Annotated in this window: 12 protein-coding genes; 6 read left to right on the forward strand and 6 right to left on the reverse strand. The window is 70.1% G+C overall.

The window, feature by feature from the left end; translation table 11 throughout:
* Positions 1 to 9 precede the first annotated feature (9 nt).
* The 5 genes from KY572_RS10500 to KY572_RS10520 all read right to left on the reverse strand — a co-directional run bounded on the left by KY572_RS10500 (position 10) and on the right by KY572_RS10520 (position 5,364).
* Positions 10 to 573 carry an imm11 family protein gene (locus tag KY572_RS10500; protein ID WP_224242412.1) on the reverse strand — a complete coding sequence of 188 codons (564 nt, stop codon included), beginning with the start codon at positions 571 to 573 and terminating at the stop codon, positions 10 to 12.
* Positions 574 to 588: 15 nt separating this feature from the next.
* On the reverse strand, positions 589 to 1,890 hold the full coding sequence (locus tag KY572_RS10505; protein WP_456077663.1) for an AHH domain-containing protein: 1,302 nt from the start codon (positions 1,888 to 1,890) through the stop codon (positions 589 to 591).
* 20 nt (positions 1,891 to 1,910) lie between these two features.
* Positions 1,911 to 3,089 (reverse strand): hypothetical protein, encoded by a 1,179-nt coding sequence (locus tag KY572_RS10510; RefSeq protein ID WP_224242414.1) that lies wholly within the window; start codon positions 3,087 to 3,089, stop codon positions 1,911 to 1,913.
* Positions 3,090 to 3,165: 76 nt separating this feature from the next.
* Complete coding sequence (locus KY572_RS10515; protein WP_224242415.1) at positions 3,166 to 4,221, reverse strand: thaumatin family protein; 1,056 nt, start codon at positions 4,219 to 4,221, stop codon at positions 3,166 to 3,168.
* Between the two features lie 195 nt (positions 4,222 to 4,416).
* Complete coding sequence (locus KY572_RS10520; protein WP_224242416.1) at positions 4,417 to 5,364, reverse strand: lytic transglycosylase domain-containing protein; 948 nt, start codon at positions 5,362 to 5,364, stop codon at positions 4,417 to 4,419.
* 264 nt (positions 5,365 to 5,628) lie between these two features.
* Between KY572_RS10520 and KY572_RS10525 the strand changes: the two genes are divergently transcribed.
* The 3 genes from KY572_RS10525 (at position 5,629) to KY572_RS10535 (ending at position 10,897) form a co-directional block, all read left to right on the forward strand.
* Positions 5,629 to 8,406, forward strand: coding sequence for a serine/threonine-protein kinase (locus KY572_RS10525; RefSeq protein ID WP_224242417.1), 2,778 nt, complete (start codon positions 5,629 to 5,631; stop codon positions 8,404 to 8,406).
* Positions 8,407 to 8,461: 55 nt separating this feature from the next.
* Positions 8,462 to 9,838 (forward strand): sigma 54-interacting transcriptional regulator, encoded by a 1,377-nt coding sequence (locus KY572_RS10530; protein ID WP_224242418.1) that lies wholly within the window; start codon positions 8,462 to 8,464, stop codon positions 9,836 to 9,838.
* Between the two features lie 123 nt (positions 9,839 to 9,961).
* Positions 9,962 to 10,897 (forward strand): C39 family peptidase, encoded by a 936-nt coding sequence (locus tag KY572_RS10535; RefSeq protein ID WP_224242419.1) that lies wholly within the window; start codon positions 9,962 to 9,964, stop codon positions 10,895 to 10,897.
* A 31-nt stretch (positions 10,898 to 10,928) separates the two neighbouring features.
* Here the strand turns inward: KY572_RS10535 and KY572_RS10540 are convergent, their stop codons facing one another.
* The gene (locus tag KY572_RS10540) at positions 10,929 to 11,750 is read right to left on the reverse strand and encodes an AraC family transcriptional regulator (RefSeq protein WP_224242420.1); all 822 of its coding nucleotides are present in this window, start codon (positions 11,748 to 11,750) and stop codon (positions 10,929 to 10,931) included.
* Positions 11,751 to 12,024: 274 nt separating this feature from the next.
* Here KY572_RS10540 and KY572_RS10545 point away from each other — a divergent pair, with 274 nt between their 5' ends.
* From KY572_RS10545 to KY572_RS10555, 3 genes are all read left to right on the forward strand, one after another.
* Positions 12,025 to 12,723: an O-methyltransferase gene (locus KY572_RS10545; RefSeq protein ID WP_224242421.1), complete on the forward strand. Its 699-nt coding sequence runs from the start codon at positions 12,025 to 12,027 to the stop codon at positions 12,721 to 12,723.
* A gap of 410 nt (positions 12,724 to 13,133) precedes the next feature.
* Positions 13,134 to 14,147, forward strand: coding sequence for a hypothetical protein (locus tag KY572_RS10550; RefSeq protein WP_224242422.1), 1,014 nt, complete (start codon positions 13,134 to 13,136; stop codon positions 14,145 to 14,147).
* A gap of 112 nt (positions 14,148 to 14,259) precedes the next feature.
* The gene (locus tag KY572_RS10555) at positions 14,260 to 14,562 is read left to right on the forward strand and encodes a PRC-barrel domain-containing protein (RefSeq protein WP_224242423.1); all 303 of its coding nucleotides are present in this window, start codon (positions 14,260 to 14,262) and stop codon (positions 14,560 to 14,562) included.
* Positions 14,563 to 14,643 lie beyond the last annotated feature (81 nt).

A 14,643-nucleotide genomic window follows, 5' to 3' on the forward strand; every position in this document is an offset into this window, starting at 1 on the left:
CACCCCGTCTCAGACTTCAGCGAACCTCATTCCGGAGAGACCTTCGGACGCGAGCCCCTCTTTGATGTCCTCGGAAACAATCAGGGCAACGCGCCACCCCCAGGTGCGGAAGATGCGTGCATTTCCTACCCTGGATGGGTCAATGCGCAGGCCGATGACAGAGCGATATTCACCCAGCTTCTCCGGTTCCTCATCCTCCGGCTTCCAGTACTGGACCTCCGTGCACCGCGCATCGTCGATGCATCGGATGATGCGCAGGGCGTTGAGGATGAAGTAGGTCTCGGGCCGTCCTTCGACCCGGGCAGGAATGAGCTGCACGTCCTGGGCTCCGAGCCGCTCCAAGAGTGTGGCAACGCGAGCATGGACAACGGGGATGGCGAAAGCGGCCCAGCAGAAGTCCAGAGCATCCCCAGGGACCTTGAGCGGGAAATGGACTACCCCTTCCAAAGCAAGTGACTGGCCTTGGCGGAACTGCCACGGGTCGAGCTCCTCCCCTCGATCATTCCTGGGAGCGCCCAGATGCCACCGCGTCTGAGAGCGTCTGTCATCCTTCAACTCGTAGAACCTGGACACGTCGCCGCTCCCACCTCAGTTGCTGGACCGGGTCGCCAGCCGATGCAGTGTTGATCCAGAGGTGCATACCTCATCCGCGATCTGTCTGAGCGCCCTCACCAGTCGGGTCCTGCACTGAGCAACGGTCCGGCATCCTTCCATCGCTGCATCGATCTTCGAGAAGACCGCCTCATGGTACTCCTGGGGATGAGGGCCCTGATGGCTCTTGAGGTAGACCCGATTTTCTTCCACATCCAAACCCATTCCTGCCTTGGCGAAGAGCTCCTCGAACAAGGGCGTCCATGGGCCACCTGCATCCGATGAGGTGACGTTCTTGTTGGTGGCCAGATGGTGCCATTGATGGCCCTCCTTCTTCTGGGCACCATCAGCGCAGGCGCCGCCTGCCGCCGAGCCCACTACCCCCGCAATCGCACCAGCGAGCACGATGGTGCCATCCGCCACCACGTGCGCGGTCGTAGATGCCTGGAACGTCAACCCTCCCGCCACTGCCAGGCGGGGCGGGCTCAGCAGCGGGCCGAGGCCTCCCGGAGGCACGTTGGGCAGGACTTTCGTTACACCCAAGCTGGCGACCACGACGAGCACGCGCAAGGCAGTTCCCCCGAGTGCTCGGCCAAATCGCTCGGCGACAGCCTCGAGGGCCGCCATCGTCCTGGCGGCTTGCGCTTCGCGGTAGAGCTGGAGGACAGCCAGCGCCACATTGCGCAGTTCCAGCAACCCTACGGCCAGAGCGAGCCGAGCCGTCAACGCGGCGGCGAACGATTTGGAGAAGAAAGGCTCGGGCATGAGCCATGCGGCGAAGTAGACCAGGACCGAGAGAGTGACACTGGCGAGGAACAAGGGGGAACGGAACAACTCCCGTGCCGCGTCGCGGAAGCCGGCGCCCATGTAGCGAGGGGACATCCTCAGCGCCATATAGAGAGGGCTGCGCTGCAAGGAGTCCGGTAGGGGCAGCCTCGCGGGACCGTACCGCGCCAGGAACTCTCCGCGCAGGCGAGCCTCCCACGGCGCGAGAGCAGCCGAGGCGGAAGCCAGAGCAGGAACCACCCAGAGTTCGGGTGGCGCCTCCATGCACTGAAGAAGGTCAGCGAGCACCCCGCGGGTTTCATCCGCGCCCACCTGCTCCCAGGCAGGAGTCAGTGGCATCGGGTCGAAATCGAGCTGGAGTCGATCGTCAGACAGCCTCGTCATTCGGACGGCCTGGCGTGCCTGTGGGAGTGCCGAGCTGTCGAGGTCGCTTCCCCCAGGTGTGACACATGAGGATGGGAACGCCAAACACAACGCGAGGAACAACCGCAAGAGGATGGAGGCGAGCGTCATCGCCTCGCATCATGCCCAACTCACACGAAGAACAGCTCGAACACCGTCATGCGCAGCAGCTGGTAGGCGGACTCCAGCACCCGCTCCACCTCGGCCTGGCCCACGCACCGGCGGATGCCCTCCTCCCGGTCCGTGGACACTCGCCGCAGGAGCATGCACACCTGACGGTTCGTCAGCCGCGGGTTCACCCGGCGCAGCTGCGCCACCAGCATGCCCAGCTGCGGCACCGTCAGCCCCGCGATCATCACCTGCTCGTCCGTGCCCTCGTCCGGCGTCAGCGCCACCGCCACCAGCAGCGGGTGCACCAGCAGCGAGCGCGAGAACGCCTCCTCGTGCGCAAGCCCCACCCGCGCCAGCTCGTTCAGCATCGGGCCCGTGTCGTGCCCCGGCACCACCGGCAGCACCTTCGCCTCCTCGTAGCCCCGAAGCACCTGCTCGTAGCGCTGCATCAGCTCGCGGCCGCCGCTGCTCGCCCGGAACGCCACGAAGGCCTCGTGCACCTCGGCCATCAGCGCCCGGAGCAGCACCGCATCCGCCACCTGCGGCGCCAGGCCCAGCGCCGCCGCCATCCGCGCCCGGCGCTCCGGCACCGCGCTCGGCTCCCGCCACACCTCGTACGTGAGGGCGCTCTCGCTCACCACCAGCGACAGGTTGACGACGCCCAGCCGGCCCGGCGCCTTCAGGAACCCGCTCAGCCGCTCGATGACGTCCGTCATGCCCTGCGCCACCCGGTCCATCACCGCGGCGCGCAGCCGGGCGCGGATGTCCATCCCGCCCTGCTGGGAGCTGGAGTTCTCGCGGCTCTCCACCCGGCGCTCACGCGACAGCTCGGGCGCCTGCACCATCTGCGGAGCCGGGCGCGCCTGCGCCTGCTCCTGGGTCACCACGGGGCGGGCCGCCGCCTCGCCGTTGATGACGCTCAGCCGGGGGCGGGGGAAGGACTCGTGTCCCTCCTCCATGCTGCTGTCGAAGCCACCCGTGTACGCCCCGAGCTGCCCGCCGCTCTCCGCCCCCTCCTGGCGCCTGGCGCCCTGCGCGCCCCCGCTCTTGCCGCCCGCCGCCGCCTTCCCCGCGCCGCCGCCCCCGGCCGCCGGCTTGCCAGTTCCGGACTTGGGCTCCTCCCGCTTCGGCTCCGCCGCCTTCGAGGCCTGCGCCGCTGCTCCGTTCCGGGAAATCGCCTGTGCCAGTCGAACGCTCATGGTGTGCCTCTTGCGGGTGGGAACTGTTCCCCTAGAGAGCAAGGGGCATGCCATGCGGCGGGAGGGGGCTCGGCTCCTACGTCAGGTTCTTCAGGTGCACCGTCAGGTGGCTGTCGGCCGTCCCCAGCGTGCTCGCGTCATCGGTGGGGATCACGTAGCCCTGGTCGGCGCCCACGTGCTTGCGGAAGAAGTCCACCACCTCCCCATCCTGCACGTTGGAGGTGGTCGTCTTCTTGATGCCGTAGACGTTGCCGCTGCCGTCCTTCGCCTTGACGGCGTCCGGCGCCTTCTCCAGCAGGTTCTCCAACGTCCCGGACTTACGGCCCCCGCTCTCCGGCTCGATGGTCATCGCCGCGTTGTTCCCCTCGATGTAGCTCACGTCGTAGTAGGTCTGGTTTCCGCCCCCGTTGAACTTCACCTCGCCCAGGGTGGCCGCCTTCCCGTCACCCGCCGTGCTGCGGAAGTTGCCGCACCAGCCCTCGGGGAACGCCACCGTCTGGGTCTCCCCCGGCTTCAAAGTCACCGGATCCACGGGCTTTTCCCCCGCGTTCGGCGTGAACTGGACCGTCATGGGCTCGTCGCCATCGTTGGTGAACGTCATCGTCCGCTCACCCTTGGCGCTGCCCTTCGGCTGGGAGACGCCCGCCGACGAGTCCACCTTGGCGCTCTCCTGGGCCTGGGCCGGCGCGCTCGGAGCGGCGCTCGAGGGAGCGGCCTCGGCGCCCAGGTCCGGCACTCCCGCCTGGGCGCCCAGGTCCGGCACTTCGCCCTCGGCTCCGCCCAGGTCCGGCACTCCGCACTGGGCTCCGCCCAGGTCCGGCACTCCGCCCGCCTGCGCGCCCTGCAGGGGCGAGACGCCGCCGAAGTCGCTCCCCAGCATGCGCGCGGACTGCTCCAGCAGGGTGGCCACCTGGGACAGCAGCTGCACCGCCTGCTGCAGCCCGCCCGCCTGCGTCAGGCCCGCCGGCGAGTCGAAGCCGTCGCTCATCAGGAGCTTCTGCAGCGCGCTTTCCTGCCGCGGAGCCGGCGTGCCGCACCGGGCCTGCGGCTGGGCGGGGCTCTGCTCGAGCCGCGGGGTGCTCTGGATGGAGGCGTGGGAGAAGGAGGACGGGGACAGAGGAGAGAGGGCCATGACGGGGTTCTCCGAAGGAGGGGGAAGGGGAGGAGGGGCGGCGGAGGGTGCGTGCAGGGAGGCAACAGCAGGATGTGTGCCAAGGTGTCTTGGGGGTGTTCTTGCTGGCTCGGGCGAGGGTTCGGGAGGCGGAGACTGGTGACAGCCGTCCTGGAAATGGTGACGGCTGTCACCAGGCGGCGGCCCGGGCCCGGGCTACGCGGGCAGGGTGCCCTGGCCGGTGCTGATCGTGTCCCAGAACTGCTTCACCTTCGTGACGTAGGTGGCGTCACCGGTGCCGGCGGGGATGGCGTTCGGGTTGGAGCGGTCCACGCCGTTGGGCCCGGAGTTGTAGGCGCGCAGCGCCAGGTCCCAGCTGCCGAACTGCTCCTTCATGTCCTTCATGTAGCAGGCGCCCGCGAGGATGTTCGTCACCGGGTCCGAGAGATCCTTGCCCTGCAGCTCGGGGTGCCTGGCCTGCAGCTCCTTGAAGGTGTTGGGGTTGACCTGCATCAGGCCGGTGTCCGTCAGGCCGTTGCCGCCGTTGGTGGAGACGGCGGCCAGGTTGCCGCGCGACTCCTGCCAGATCTGCGCGGCCAGCATGGCGGCCGGCACGCCCGTCTTGGCCGCGGCGGCCTCGATGGCGTCCTTGAACTGCGCCAGGGCCGGGGGGAACCCGGCGCCGAGCTTCGCGTCGCCCGAGGGAGTCGCCGTGCCCGCCGAAGAGGTGCTGCCAGACTGCGCGGGCGCGGTGGGGGCCGCGGAGGCGTCGGAGCCGGCGGCCGCGGAGGCGTCGGAGCCGGCGGTCGCGGTGGCGGTAGCCTCCGGCGACTGGGGCGCGGCGGCGCCGAGGTCCGGGGGAGCGCAGCACTCGCCAGCGCCCGGCAGGCCCGCCTGGCCACCCTGGCCGCCCAGGTTCGCCTCCAGCATCTGCTGGAGCACGTTCACCGTCTGCGCCAGCGTCGACACGACGCCCAGGAGCATCTTCTCCATCTGCGCGCCGCGCTGGGGGCCCGCATCGAAGCCGTCCGCCTGCAGCGCCTCGAGCCCGGGCGACCCGCAGCGCTGCTGGGCCAGGGCCTGCGTGGGGGCCTCGGCGCAGCGCGAGACGGACTGCGTGGCGAAGGTGGACGTCTGGGGGGCGCGGAGCGAAGAGACGTTCATGGCGGGGTCTCCTGGGATCTGGTGAGGGGGGCTGCTACTTGTGGATGACGTGACTACCTGGGAGCAGAACTCGTGCCAGGGCTGGGAAGGAGGGCCGGGCCGCTCTCTCTCCAAGGGTGCAGGGGCCGGCGGCCTGTCCACTGGCCGTCGACAAGGCGGCTTGCCCTGGTGACAACCGTCCCGCATTGATGATCCCTGTCACCATCCAGGTAGAGTCCACGCCGGCTCGGTGGGCCCCTCCCCATGGCCGCCAGGGACATCCTTATGAGCGAGGAACACAGCCAGACCGAACCCACCGTCACGCCGACGCCGGCGCTGAACACCAACCGCACCGGGGAGGGCCGTGCGCCCTCTCGGATGCAGCCCGCCTCGCAGGTGGGGCGCTACCTGCTGCTGCAGCGGCTGGGCGAGGGCGGCATGGGGGTGGTGTACTCGGCGTATGATCCGGATCTGGATCGCCGGGTGGCCCTCAAGCTGCTGCGTCCGGATGGGCAGACGGACTCGGAGGAGGCCCGGGCGCGGCTGTTGCGCGAGGCGCAGGCGCTGGCGCGCGTCTCCCACCCCAACGTCATCCCCATCTTCGACGTGGGCGTGTGGGGCGAGCAGGTGTTCCTCGCCATGGAGCTGGTGGAGGGCGGCACGCTGGCCTCCTGGCTGAAGGAGACGGAGCGGCCCTGGCGCGAGGTGCTCAGCTACTTCCTGCAGGCAGGCCGCGGGTTGCAGGCCGCGCACGAGGCCGGGCTGGTGCACCGCGACTTCAAGCCCGCCAACGTCCTGGTGAGCCGCACCGGGCGCGTCTTCGTCACGGACTTCGGGCTGGCCAGGCAGATGGGCGGCGCGTCCGCACCCAAGGCGCTGCCCCCCACCGAGGAGCTGGCCCGGCGGATGACGCCGACGGACAACCGCCTGCTGGAGACGCCCATCACCCAGGTGGGGCTGGTGATGGGCACGCCTTCCTATATGTCTCCGGAGCAGTTCCGGGACGCCGAGCTGGATGCGCGCTCGGATCAGTTCAGCTTCTGCGCCGCGCTGTACCTGGGGCTCTACCGCCAGCGGCCCTTCGAGCCTGGCCGCATGGAGTCCTACGCGGTCTCCTCGGCCGCGAAGTCCGCGAAGTCCGCGCCGCCGCCCGATGGCCGGCACACCGTGCCCATGACGCCGAAGAAGCCGCGGGCGGCGGAGAGCGCCTCGCGGCCGGCGAGCCCCATCCTGGAGCCGCCGCGCGAGGCCAGGGTGCCCACGTGGGTGAAGCAGGCGGTGATGCGCGGGCTGGCGCTGGAGCCGGCGGCGCGCTTCCCGTCCATGACGGAGCTGCTGGAGGCGCTCTCGCAGGAGCAGCGCCGCGTGCAGCGGCGGCGGTGGGGCGTGGGCGCGGCCGTCGTGGGAGCGGCGCTGACGGTGGTGGGCGTCGTCGAGTACCGGCAGTCGCGGGTGTGCGTGGACGCCGGGGCGCCCATGGACGAGGTGTGGAGCCCGACGGCTCGCCAGAAGATGGAGACGGCCTTCGGCGCCACGGGCCGCTCCTTCGCCCGGGAGATGGCCACCCGTGTCAGCGGGGTGCTGGACGGCTACGCGGCCGAGTGGAAGCGGCAGAACACCGCCGTGTGCGAGACGACGCGGCGGCAGGGCACGCAGCCCCAGGAGCTGCTGGCGCGGCGCGTGGTGTGCCTGGAGCGGCGGCGCAAGGACATGCGGGCCACGGTGGAGCTGCTGGCGCAGGCGGACGCGTCGGTGGTGACCAAGGCGCTGGACGCCGCCTACGCGCTGCCCGCGCTGCAGGAGTGCGAGGACGTGGAGACGCTCGCCGAGCAGCAGGGCCTGCCCACCAACCCCACCCTGCGCGCGGAGGTGCAGCGGCTGGAGGAGAAGCTCACCGCGGTGCGGGCGCTGGTGGACGCCGGCAGCTTCAAGTTCGCTCGGGAGGCGGCCAGGCAGCTCGAGGCGCCGGTGCTCGCCACCGGCTACCTGCCGCTCATCGCCGAGACGCGCTTCCACCTGGGCTGGCTCGAGATGCAGCTGGGCGAGCCTCCCGAGGCGGCGCAGCTGCTCTCCCAGGCCGTCTACGACGCCGAGGCGAGCCGGGCGGACCGGCTGAAGATCTCCATCCTCAACAAGCTGCTCTACGTGGAGGACGAGCAGCGGCACTTCCCGCAGGCGGAGGGCTGGGCCGGGCTGGCCAACGCCTCGCTCCGGCGCATTGGCGGGGCGCCCGTGCTGGAGTCCGACGTGAAGGTGAACCAGGCCAACCTGGCGGTGAACCAGGGCCGCCTGCCCGAGGCGAAGGCGCTGCTGGAGCAGGCCCGGGCGCTGCAGGAGCGCGTGCTGCCCCCCGGCCATCCCAAGCGCGCGCGCACCACCTTCCTGCTGGGCCGGGTGCTGCTGGATCTGGGAGAGAAGGCCAGCGCCCTGGCGATGCTGGAGGAGGCCCTGAAGCAGACGGAGGCCTCCGTGGGCCCCATGCACCCGGACATGGCGCAGCGCCATGGGATGATCGGTGTGGCTCTGAGGGAGATGAAGGAGCCGGCCCGTGCCCTGCCGCACGTGCAGGCAGGAGCCGTCATCCGCAAGGCCCACTTCGGGGCCACCAGCTGGCAGTACGCGGACTCGCTGGATGAGCTGGGATGGGTGCTTCTGGATCTTCGGCGCTACGACGAGGCGCTCGCGGTCTACCAGGAGGCGCTGACGGTCAAGCGCCAGTCCCAGCCAGAGGGGTCTCCAGCGCTCCAGTACTCCTATGACGGAGTGGGGCAGGCGCTGCTGGGGCTGGGGAGGGCCGGCGAGGCCGTGGAGGTGCTGCGCAAGGCCGTCGCCTTCACCGAGGTGCCGCCCGACGTGCTGGCCGAGTCCGGCTTCGCCCTGGCCCGGGCCCTGGCGCTCTCCGGCAGCCCGGAGCAGGCTCGAGACGAGGCCATCCGGGCGCGCGAGCGCTTCACCCAGGCCAGCCTGCCGCAGCGCGTCGCCGACGTGGACGCCTTTCTGGTGGCGCTCCCGAAGGCTCCCGCCGCCCAGGCGCGCACCGTCTCTCAATCCCTGCACCCGTGAGGCGCGCACTGTCTCTAGATGGCGGAAGGCTTGGACCGTGGTAGGATGACGCGCCGTGGCGGCCCAGGACGAAGAGGAGCTCTTTTCTGATCCCACAGCGACCCTGAGCCGGGCCCTTCCGGGTCAGGTGAAGATGAAGCTGCTGGTGCTGTCGGGCCCTGACGCTGGGCGCAGCTACCCGCTCACCGGCCCGGAGTACGTGGTGGGCAAGGCCCCGCCCAGCGACATCGTCCTGAACGACAAGTCCGTCTCGCGCCAGCACCTCAAGCTGCAGGTGCGCGAGGGGTACGTGAAGGCCACGGACATGGAGTCGCGCAACGGCTCGTTCTGCGAGGGGCTGCGCTTCAACGAGCTGGACGTGCGCCTGGGCAGCGTCATCACCCTGGGCACCACCGAGCTCAAGCTCGTCCCCGAGGACACGCGCTCGCGCTCCGTGCTGCTCTCGGAGCGCGACCGCTTCGGCGCCCTGGTGGGCACCAGCCGCAAGATGCGCGAGGTGTTCACGCTGCTGGAGCGCATGTCCAGCGGCTCCTCGGACGTGCTCATTCAAGGCGAGACGGGCACGGGCAAGGACCTGTGCGCCGAGGCCCTCCACGCGGAGAGCCCGCGCAAGGATGGCCCCTTCGTCATCATGGACCTGGCGGGCATCGCGCCCTCGCTCGTGGAGAGCGAGCTGTTCGGCCACGTGAAGGGGGCCTTCACGGGGGCGCAGGCGGACCGCGCCGGCGCCTTCGAGCGGGCCAACGGCGGCACCGTCTTCCTGGACGAAGTCGGAGAGCTGCCGCTGGAGCTCCAGCCCCGGCTGCTGCGCGTGCTGGAGCGCCGGCAGATCAAGCGGGTGGGAGGCAACGACTACCGCACCGTGAACGTGCGGGTGGTGGCCGCCACCCACGTCCGCCTGGAGGACGCGGTGCAGGCGGGGAAGTTCCGCCGGGACTTGTTCCACCGGCTCGCGGTGCTGCGCATCACCCTGCCGCCGCTGCGCGAGCGCCCCGAGGACATCCCCCTGCTCATCGACACCCTGCTGGAGCGGATGGGGCGGCCGCCCAGCGCCCTGTCGGATCAGACGCGGGCCCTGCTGGCCCAGTACCCCTGGCCGGGCAACATCCGCGAGCTGCGCAACGTGGTGGAGCAGGTGGTCAACCTGGGCGAGGAGGCCCTGCCGGAGATGGAGCCGGCCGCGGACGGGGCCGCCGCGGCCCAGCGGGCGCTGGAGCTGCCCTTCAAGGAGGCCAAGGAGAAGCTCATCGACGGCTTCGAGCGCGACTACCTCAAGGGTCTGCTCGAGCGCTGCGAGGGCAACCTCTCCCGCGCCTCCCGCGAGGCCGACATCGATCGCGTCTACCTGCGGAAGCTGCTGCGCAAGCATGGCCTGGACACCCGGGCTGGTGGCTCCGGACTCCAGGGTGATGACTCCGGTCACCAGGATTAGCGACGAAAACGGGGTTCTCTAGCTTCAGGCCCTATGGTAGATTTCCAGAAAATGCTGTGCACGTGAATTGCACACATGGTATGCAGACCACGTTGGTCTCCTTACCCTCCCTAGGAGAAGCCCATGAGCGTGACTCTTCCTCCGAGCCAGTTCCGCCCCCTGCCGAACTCGCAGGGGACTTCTTCCGCCCAGTCCCAGGGAGTGCAGCAGACACCGGCGCTTCCGGAGCTCCCGAAGCCTCCGCCGCTGTCGGCCACCGTGCCCCAGAGCTACATCGACGGCTTCGAGCAGGTGACGAAGCTGCAGCAGGAGTGGGCGGCGAAGTTCGCGGCGGCTGGCGCGGCGAACCTGGCGGGGACGCCGGCGGTGGCGGCGCCGGAGCTGGCCCCGGCGAGCGTCGGAGGCGTGCAGGGCTCGGCGAGCGCGCCGGTGGACTGGATGGATGAGTCCAAGCCGGTGATCCAGCAGACCAAGGACACGGACTGCGGCGCCGCGGCGACGGCCATCCTGGCCGAGTCGATGGGGACGGCCAAGGAGCCCTCGAAGGCGCAGCTGATGGACGCGCTGGACTCGCGGTTCGCCACCGACGGCGCGGGGGCCACGCCGCGCCAGCTCACGGACATGCTGGCCAACCAGGGCCTCTCGGTGGCGAAGGGCACTCCCTTCGTGGACGCCGGGGCGCTGGAGGAGGCCATGGCCAAGGGCCAGAAGGTGGTGGCCATGGTGGACTCCGACAAGATTCTCCCGGGTGAGGCGTCCGGTGAGGCGGGCCGCTCGCACTGGGTCGTCATCGACGGCAAGGATGCGCAGGGCAACTTCAAGGTGAAGGACCCGGGCACGGGCTCCAGCTACTCGGTGAAGCTCGAGGAGCTGATCGACGCGGTGAACGCCAACCGGGCGAAGACCGAAGCTGGCGGGATGCTCGTCGTCGAGAAGGCGCAGCAGGGCGAGTACGAGGGCGTGACGGCGGAGCGCAACGCGCAGCAGGGCGTGGCGCTCGGAAACAAGCCGGGTGGTGGCTCCAACTCGCGCAACACCTACGGCCGCGAGTCTTCCTAGCCTCCAGAGCGGCCCACGGGCGGCCCGCCGATCAAGCAAGCGTGGCCAGGCGGCTCGCCATGTACCGGGCGGGCGACGCCCCGAGCGCCTTGCGAAACATGGTCACGAAGCTGCTCGCGCTCTCGTAGCCGAGCTCCAGCGCCACGCTCTGCACGCTGGCGCCGCGGGAGAGCTTCTGGATGGCGAGGATGATGTGGAGCTGCTGCCGCCACCGGCCGAAGCTCAGGCCCGTCTCCTCGACGAGGAGACGGTTCAAGGTTCGCTCGCCGACGCCGATTCGCTTCGCCCACGTCTTCGTCGTGGCGCGGTTCGCCGGATCGGCGGTCATCTCATCCACCAGGCGGCGGAGCCGCGGGTCGATCGGCATCGGCAGCCGATGCTTCTCGATCGAGACCGTGGCGAGCTCGTCGAGGAGCACGCTCACCAGGCGCGCATCAGGCCCCTCGAGCTCGTAGAGCGCGGGGCGCGTCGCCAGGCGAAGCAAGAGCTCGCGGAAGAGCGGCGTCACCGACACCGCGCAGCAGTCCGGCGGGAGGTTGGGCGCCGCGCCGGGCTCGACGAAGACGCAGTAGCCCTCGAGCGGCGCGCGGGCGCAAATCCGATGCGTCACGGAGCCGGGGAGCCATAGCGCCGATTGCGGCGGTACGATCCAGAGGGCGCTCGACGCTTCGCAGATCAGCTCTCCGCGCACCAGGTAGATGAGCTGCGATTCGCGGTGCGAGTGAGGCTCGCTCTCGAGCCCGCCGCTCGCCATGGCGAGCGCGATCGCGTTCACCGGTCGCGCGACCCCGGTCTTCCAGCGTCCGCGCGCCTCGAGCACGAAGCGGCTCGCGAGCGACTCGAGCGACGCCACCGCGCCACGGGGCTCGTGCGCCACCTGGACGTCTCCGCGAATCGTCCAGCCCGTTGGATGCGCAATCCCTGGCTCCGTCGAATGCCGCCGCTTCGCCGCCATGGCCGTTTTGATAAACAAATTGTCTTGATTGCGCAATGCGGTCAGCGGCGATGGCTGCTTATGTTCTTCTCCATGTCCTGCCTTCCACCGAGCCTTCGGACGTCGTCGAGTCCGTGTTCCATCGCCTCGTCTCCCGCCGCGCCAGATGTGTGTCCTTGGCCCGAGGCCGATCATGAAGTCTGATCCCTTCGCCGTGCTGCCCGACGGGCGGGTGCGCGCCGTGCTGCGGCGTCTCCATGATGAGGCTGACCGGCAGATGCCAGGCGTCCTGCTCCACTTCCTGCCGAAGCTGCCGGGGATGCTCCTCGGTCGCCCCGTCGACGCTCCGGGGACGGAGCTCGACTTCGTCGACAAGTACATCGCGCTCGGGCGCGACCAGGGCGCCTTCTGCTACCTGACGGCGCGGGCGCTCGGGGCCAGGACGATCGTCGAGTTCGGCACGTCCTTTGGCGTCTCGACGTTGTGGCTGGCGGCGGCGGTGCGCGACAACGGCGGCGGTCGCGTCATCGGCACCGAGCTCGTGCCGGAGAAGGCGCGGCGCGCACAGGCGAACCTGGAGGAGGCGGGGCTCGCGTCCTTCGCCGAGATTCGGGTGGGTGACGCGACGGAGACGCTGCGGGCGGACCTCGGCGAGGTGGACTTCATGCTCAACGATGGGTTTCCCCTGCGGGCCCTCGACGTGCTGAAGCTCGTCGCCCCGGCGCTGCGTCCAGGCGCCGTGGTGGTGACCGACAACGTCGGCGTCTTCAAGGCCGACTACCGCGACTATGTCGCCTACGTGCGTGAGCCGCGCCACGGTTTCGCGTCGATGACGGTGCCCTTCCGCTCGGGCACCGAGTACTCGGTTCGGCAGCCGGCGCACCCGGGCTGACCGGGGAGCAGCGGCATTGGGAGGATGGCCCAACCGGCCAGAGCGCCACCGACTGGTATGCTTGTCATACCAGTTCGCAACAAGTCCCGCAGCCAGGTGCCCTGAGGCCAGCGGGAGCAGCGCTGGCTACCAGAGGCTCACAGCCAGGGCCACCAGGAGGCCCAGGGCCAGCGTGCCCAGCAGGAGCCACGGGGCGGCTCTCCCGGAGCGCCCTCTCTGGGATGCCGTCACGGCGGGCAGGCGAATCTCGGTGGCGTCTTCTCCCGCGTGCCGCACCGGGAGCCGGGCCGAGCGCACGCGCTCGGTGGAGTCATCGCGCGCCTTCCTCGAGGTCGCATGCGCAATCGCCGGGCCAGCCCGTGGAGCCTGTGAAATCAACCCCGGTCCTTCGGAGTGGAGCGCTGGAGCATGTGCGCGCGGCTCTGGCCGCGCTCGAGGAGCTGCGCGAGGGATATGGCCCCGCGCTCGACGACAAGCGGACTCGCCTGGTGGAGGAGCGGATCCGCGAGGCGCTCGCCGGGCGCGACGAGGCGGAGGTGGCGGGCCTCGTGAAGCGGCTCCTCCTCACGGTCGAGCCCCGGCCGATGGGCGTGCTGGCCGTGAGCGTCGTCGCGCTTGGGCTCACGCGGGAGATCGTCTCCCTGCTGGACGAGGTGCTCGTGAAGGCCCGCCCGCACCAGCGGGAGCGGATTCAGCACTTCATCGCTTCCTTGTCTCCACCGGAGGAGGGGGCTTCCCAGGCGTTCCGGGAGCGGTGCCTGAGGCTGGCGCGCGAGGGACACACGGTCGAGGAGCGCCTGGAACTCATCCAGCTCCTGTTCCGGCTGGCGTCCTCTCGGCGCGCCGAGCTCGTCCCGGAGCTGCCTGAGCCGGCGGAGTTGCTCGCGACGTTGCTGGAGGAGACCGAGGGAGCCATTGGCGCCAACCTGTACGAGAGCTGGATGCAGCCGCTGCTGGCCCTACCTCGCGCACGGGCCTGGTTCATGTCGTACGTGGCCAGGGCGCCCGACAGCTATCTGGCCTTGCTCCTCTTCCGCACGCTGGGGCCCGAGTGCGAGGGATTGATGATGCTGCTGCAGCGGCTGCTCGCCGACAGGAACACGGGGCCCGTCGATCGGGAGAGGTGGGTGGAGGCACTGGGGCGCATCGCCAGCGGACCCACTCATCCGTCCCGAGCGCTGCTGCAAGCCGTCTTCCTGGATGGCCGAGAGAGCGTCTCCACCCGCATCGAGGCCGCGAGCAGGCTCTGGGCCCTGGGAGTCCGAGACGTTCCGGGGGCGGAGCTGTCTACCGCCCTCCGTGATCGCTCCGCGGCTGTGAGGAGCTGGGCGCTTCTGCTCTCGGGCGCGCTCCCGGAGGAGCTCCTCGCACCGCTCCGAGAGGACGCGAGCCCCGTGGTGCGCTGGGTGCTCACGCACGGGTAGCCCGAGGGAGGCATCGACAGGCGGCTCGCCTCCTCGGCCCCTCGGCAGAGCAGGGGGGGCGCCCTGCCAGTGGCATCGCCACTTCCTATGTTTTCGACAAAGGAGGAGGGTGATGCGCCTTTCGGACACGAACCTGAAGAAGCGGACAGTGCTGGGTGCGGACGGGCAGGTGGTGGGTGAAGTCTCAGGGCTCTTCCTGGACAGCAGCACCTGGAGCGTGGAGTCCCTGCAGGTCAGCCTGAGGCGGGAGGCGGCCGATCAGCTCGGCGTGTCGCGGAGCGTCTTCCACACGGGAGTGCTCGAGATTCCCTCGCGCTTCATCCAGTCCGTGGGAGATACGGTCATCCTGGCGGTGTCCCTCGAGGAACTCCGGCGGAACCTGCCTGGCGAGACCGAGCCTGCCCCCGCTCACTAAGGGAGGCCCGAAGAACTGCTCGCCCCTTGAGAGAGACTCCTGTGCAGGGGAACGGCCCGGCCATGGGGGCGCCTTGTGAGC

It is taken from the genome of Hyalangium gracile (assembly GCF_020103725.1).
In the GTDB taxonomy this organism is placed as follows: Bacteria; Myxococcota; Myxococcia; order Myxococcales; family Myxococcaceae; genus Hyalangium; species Hyalangium gracile.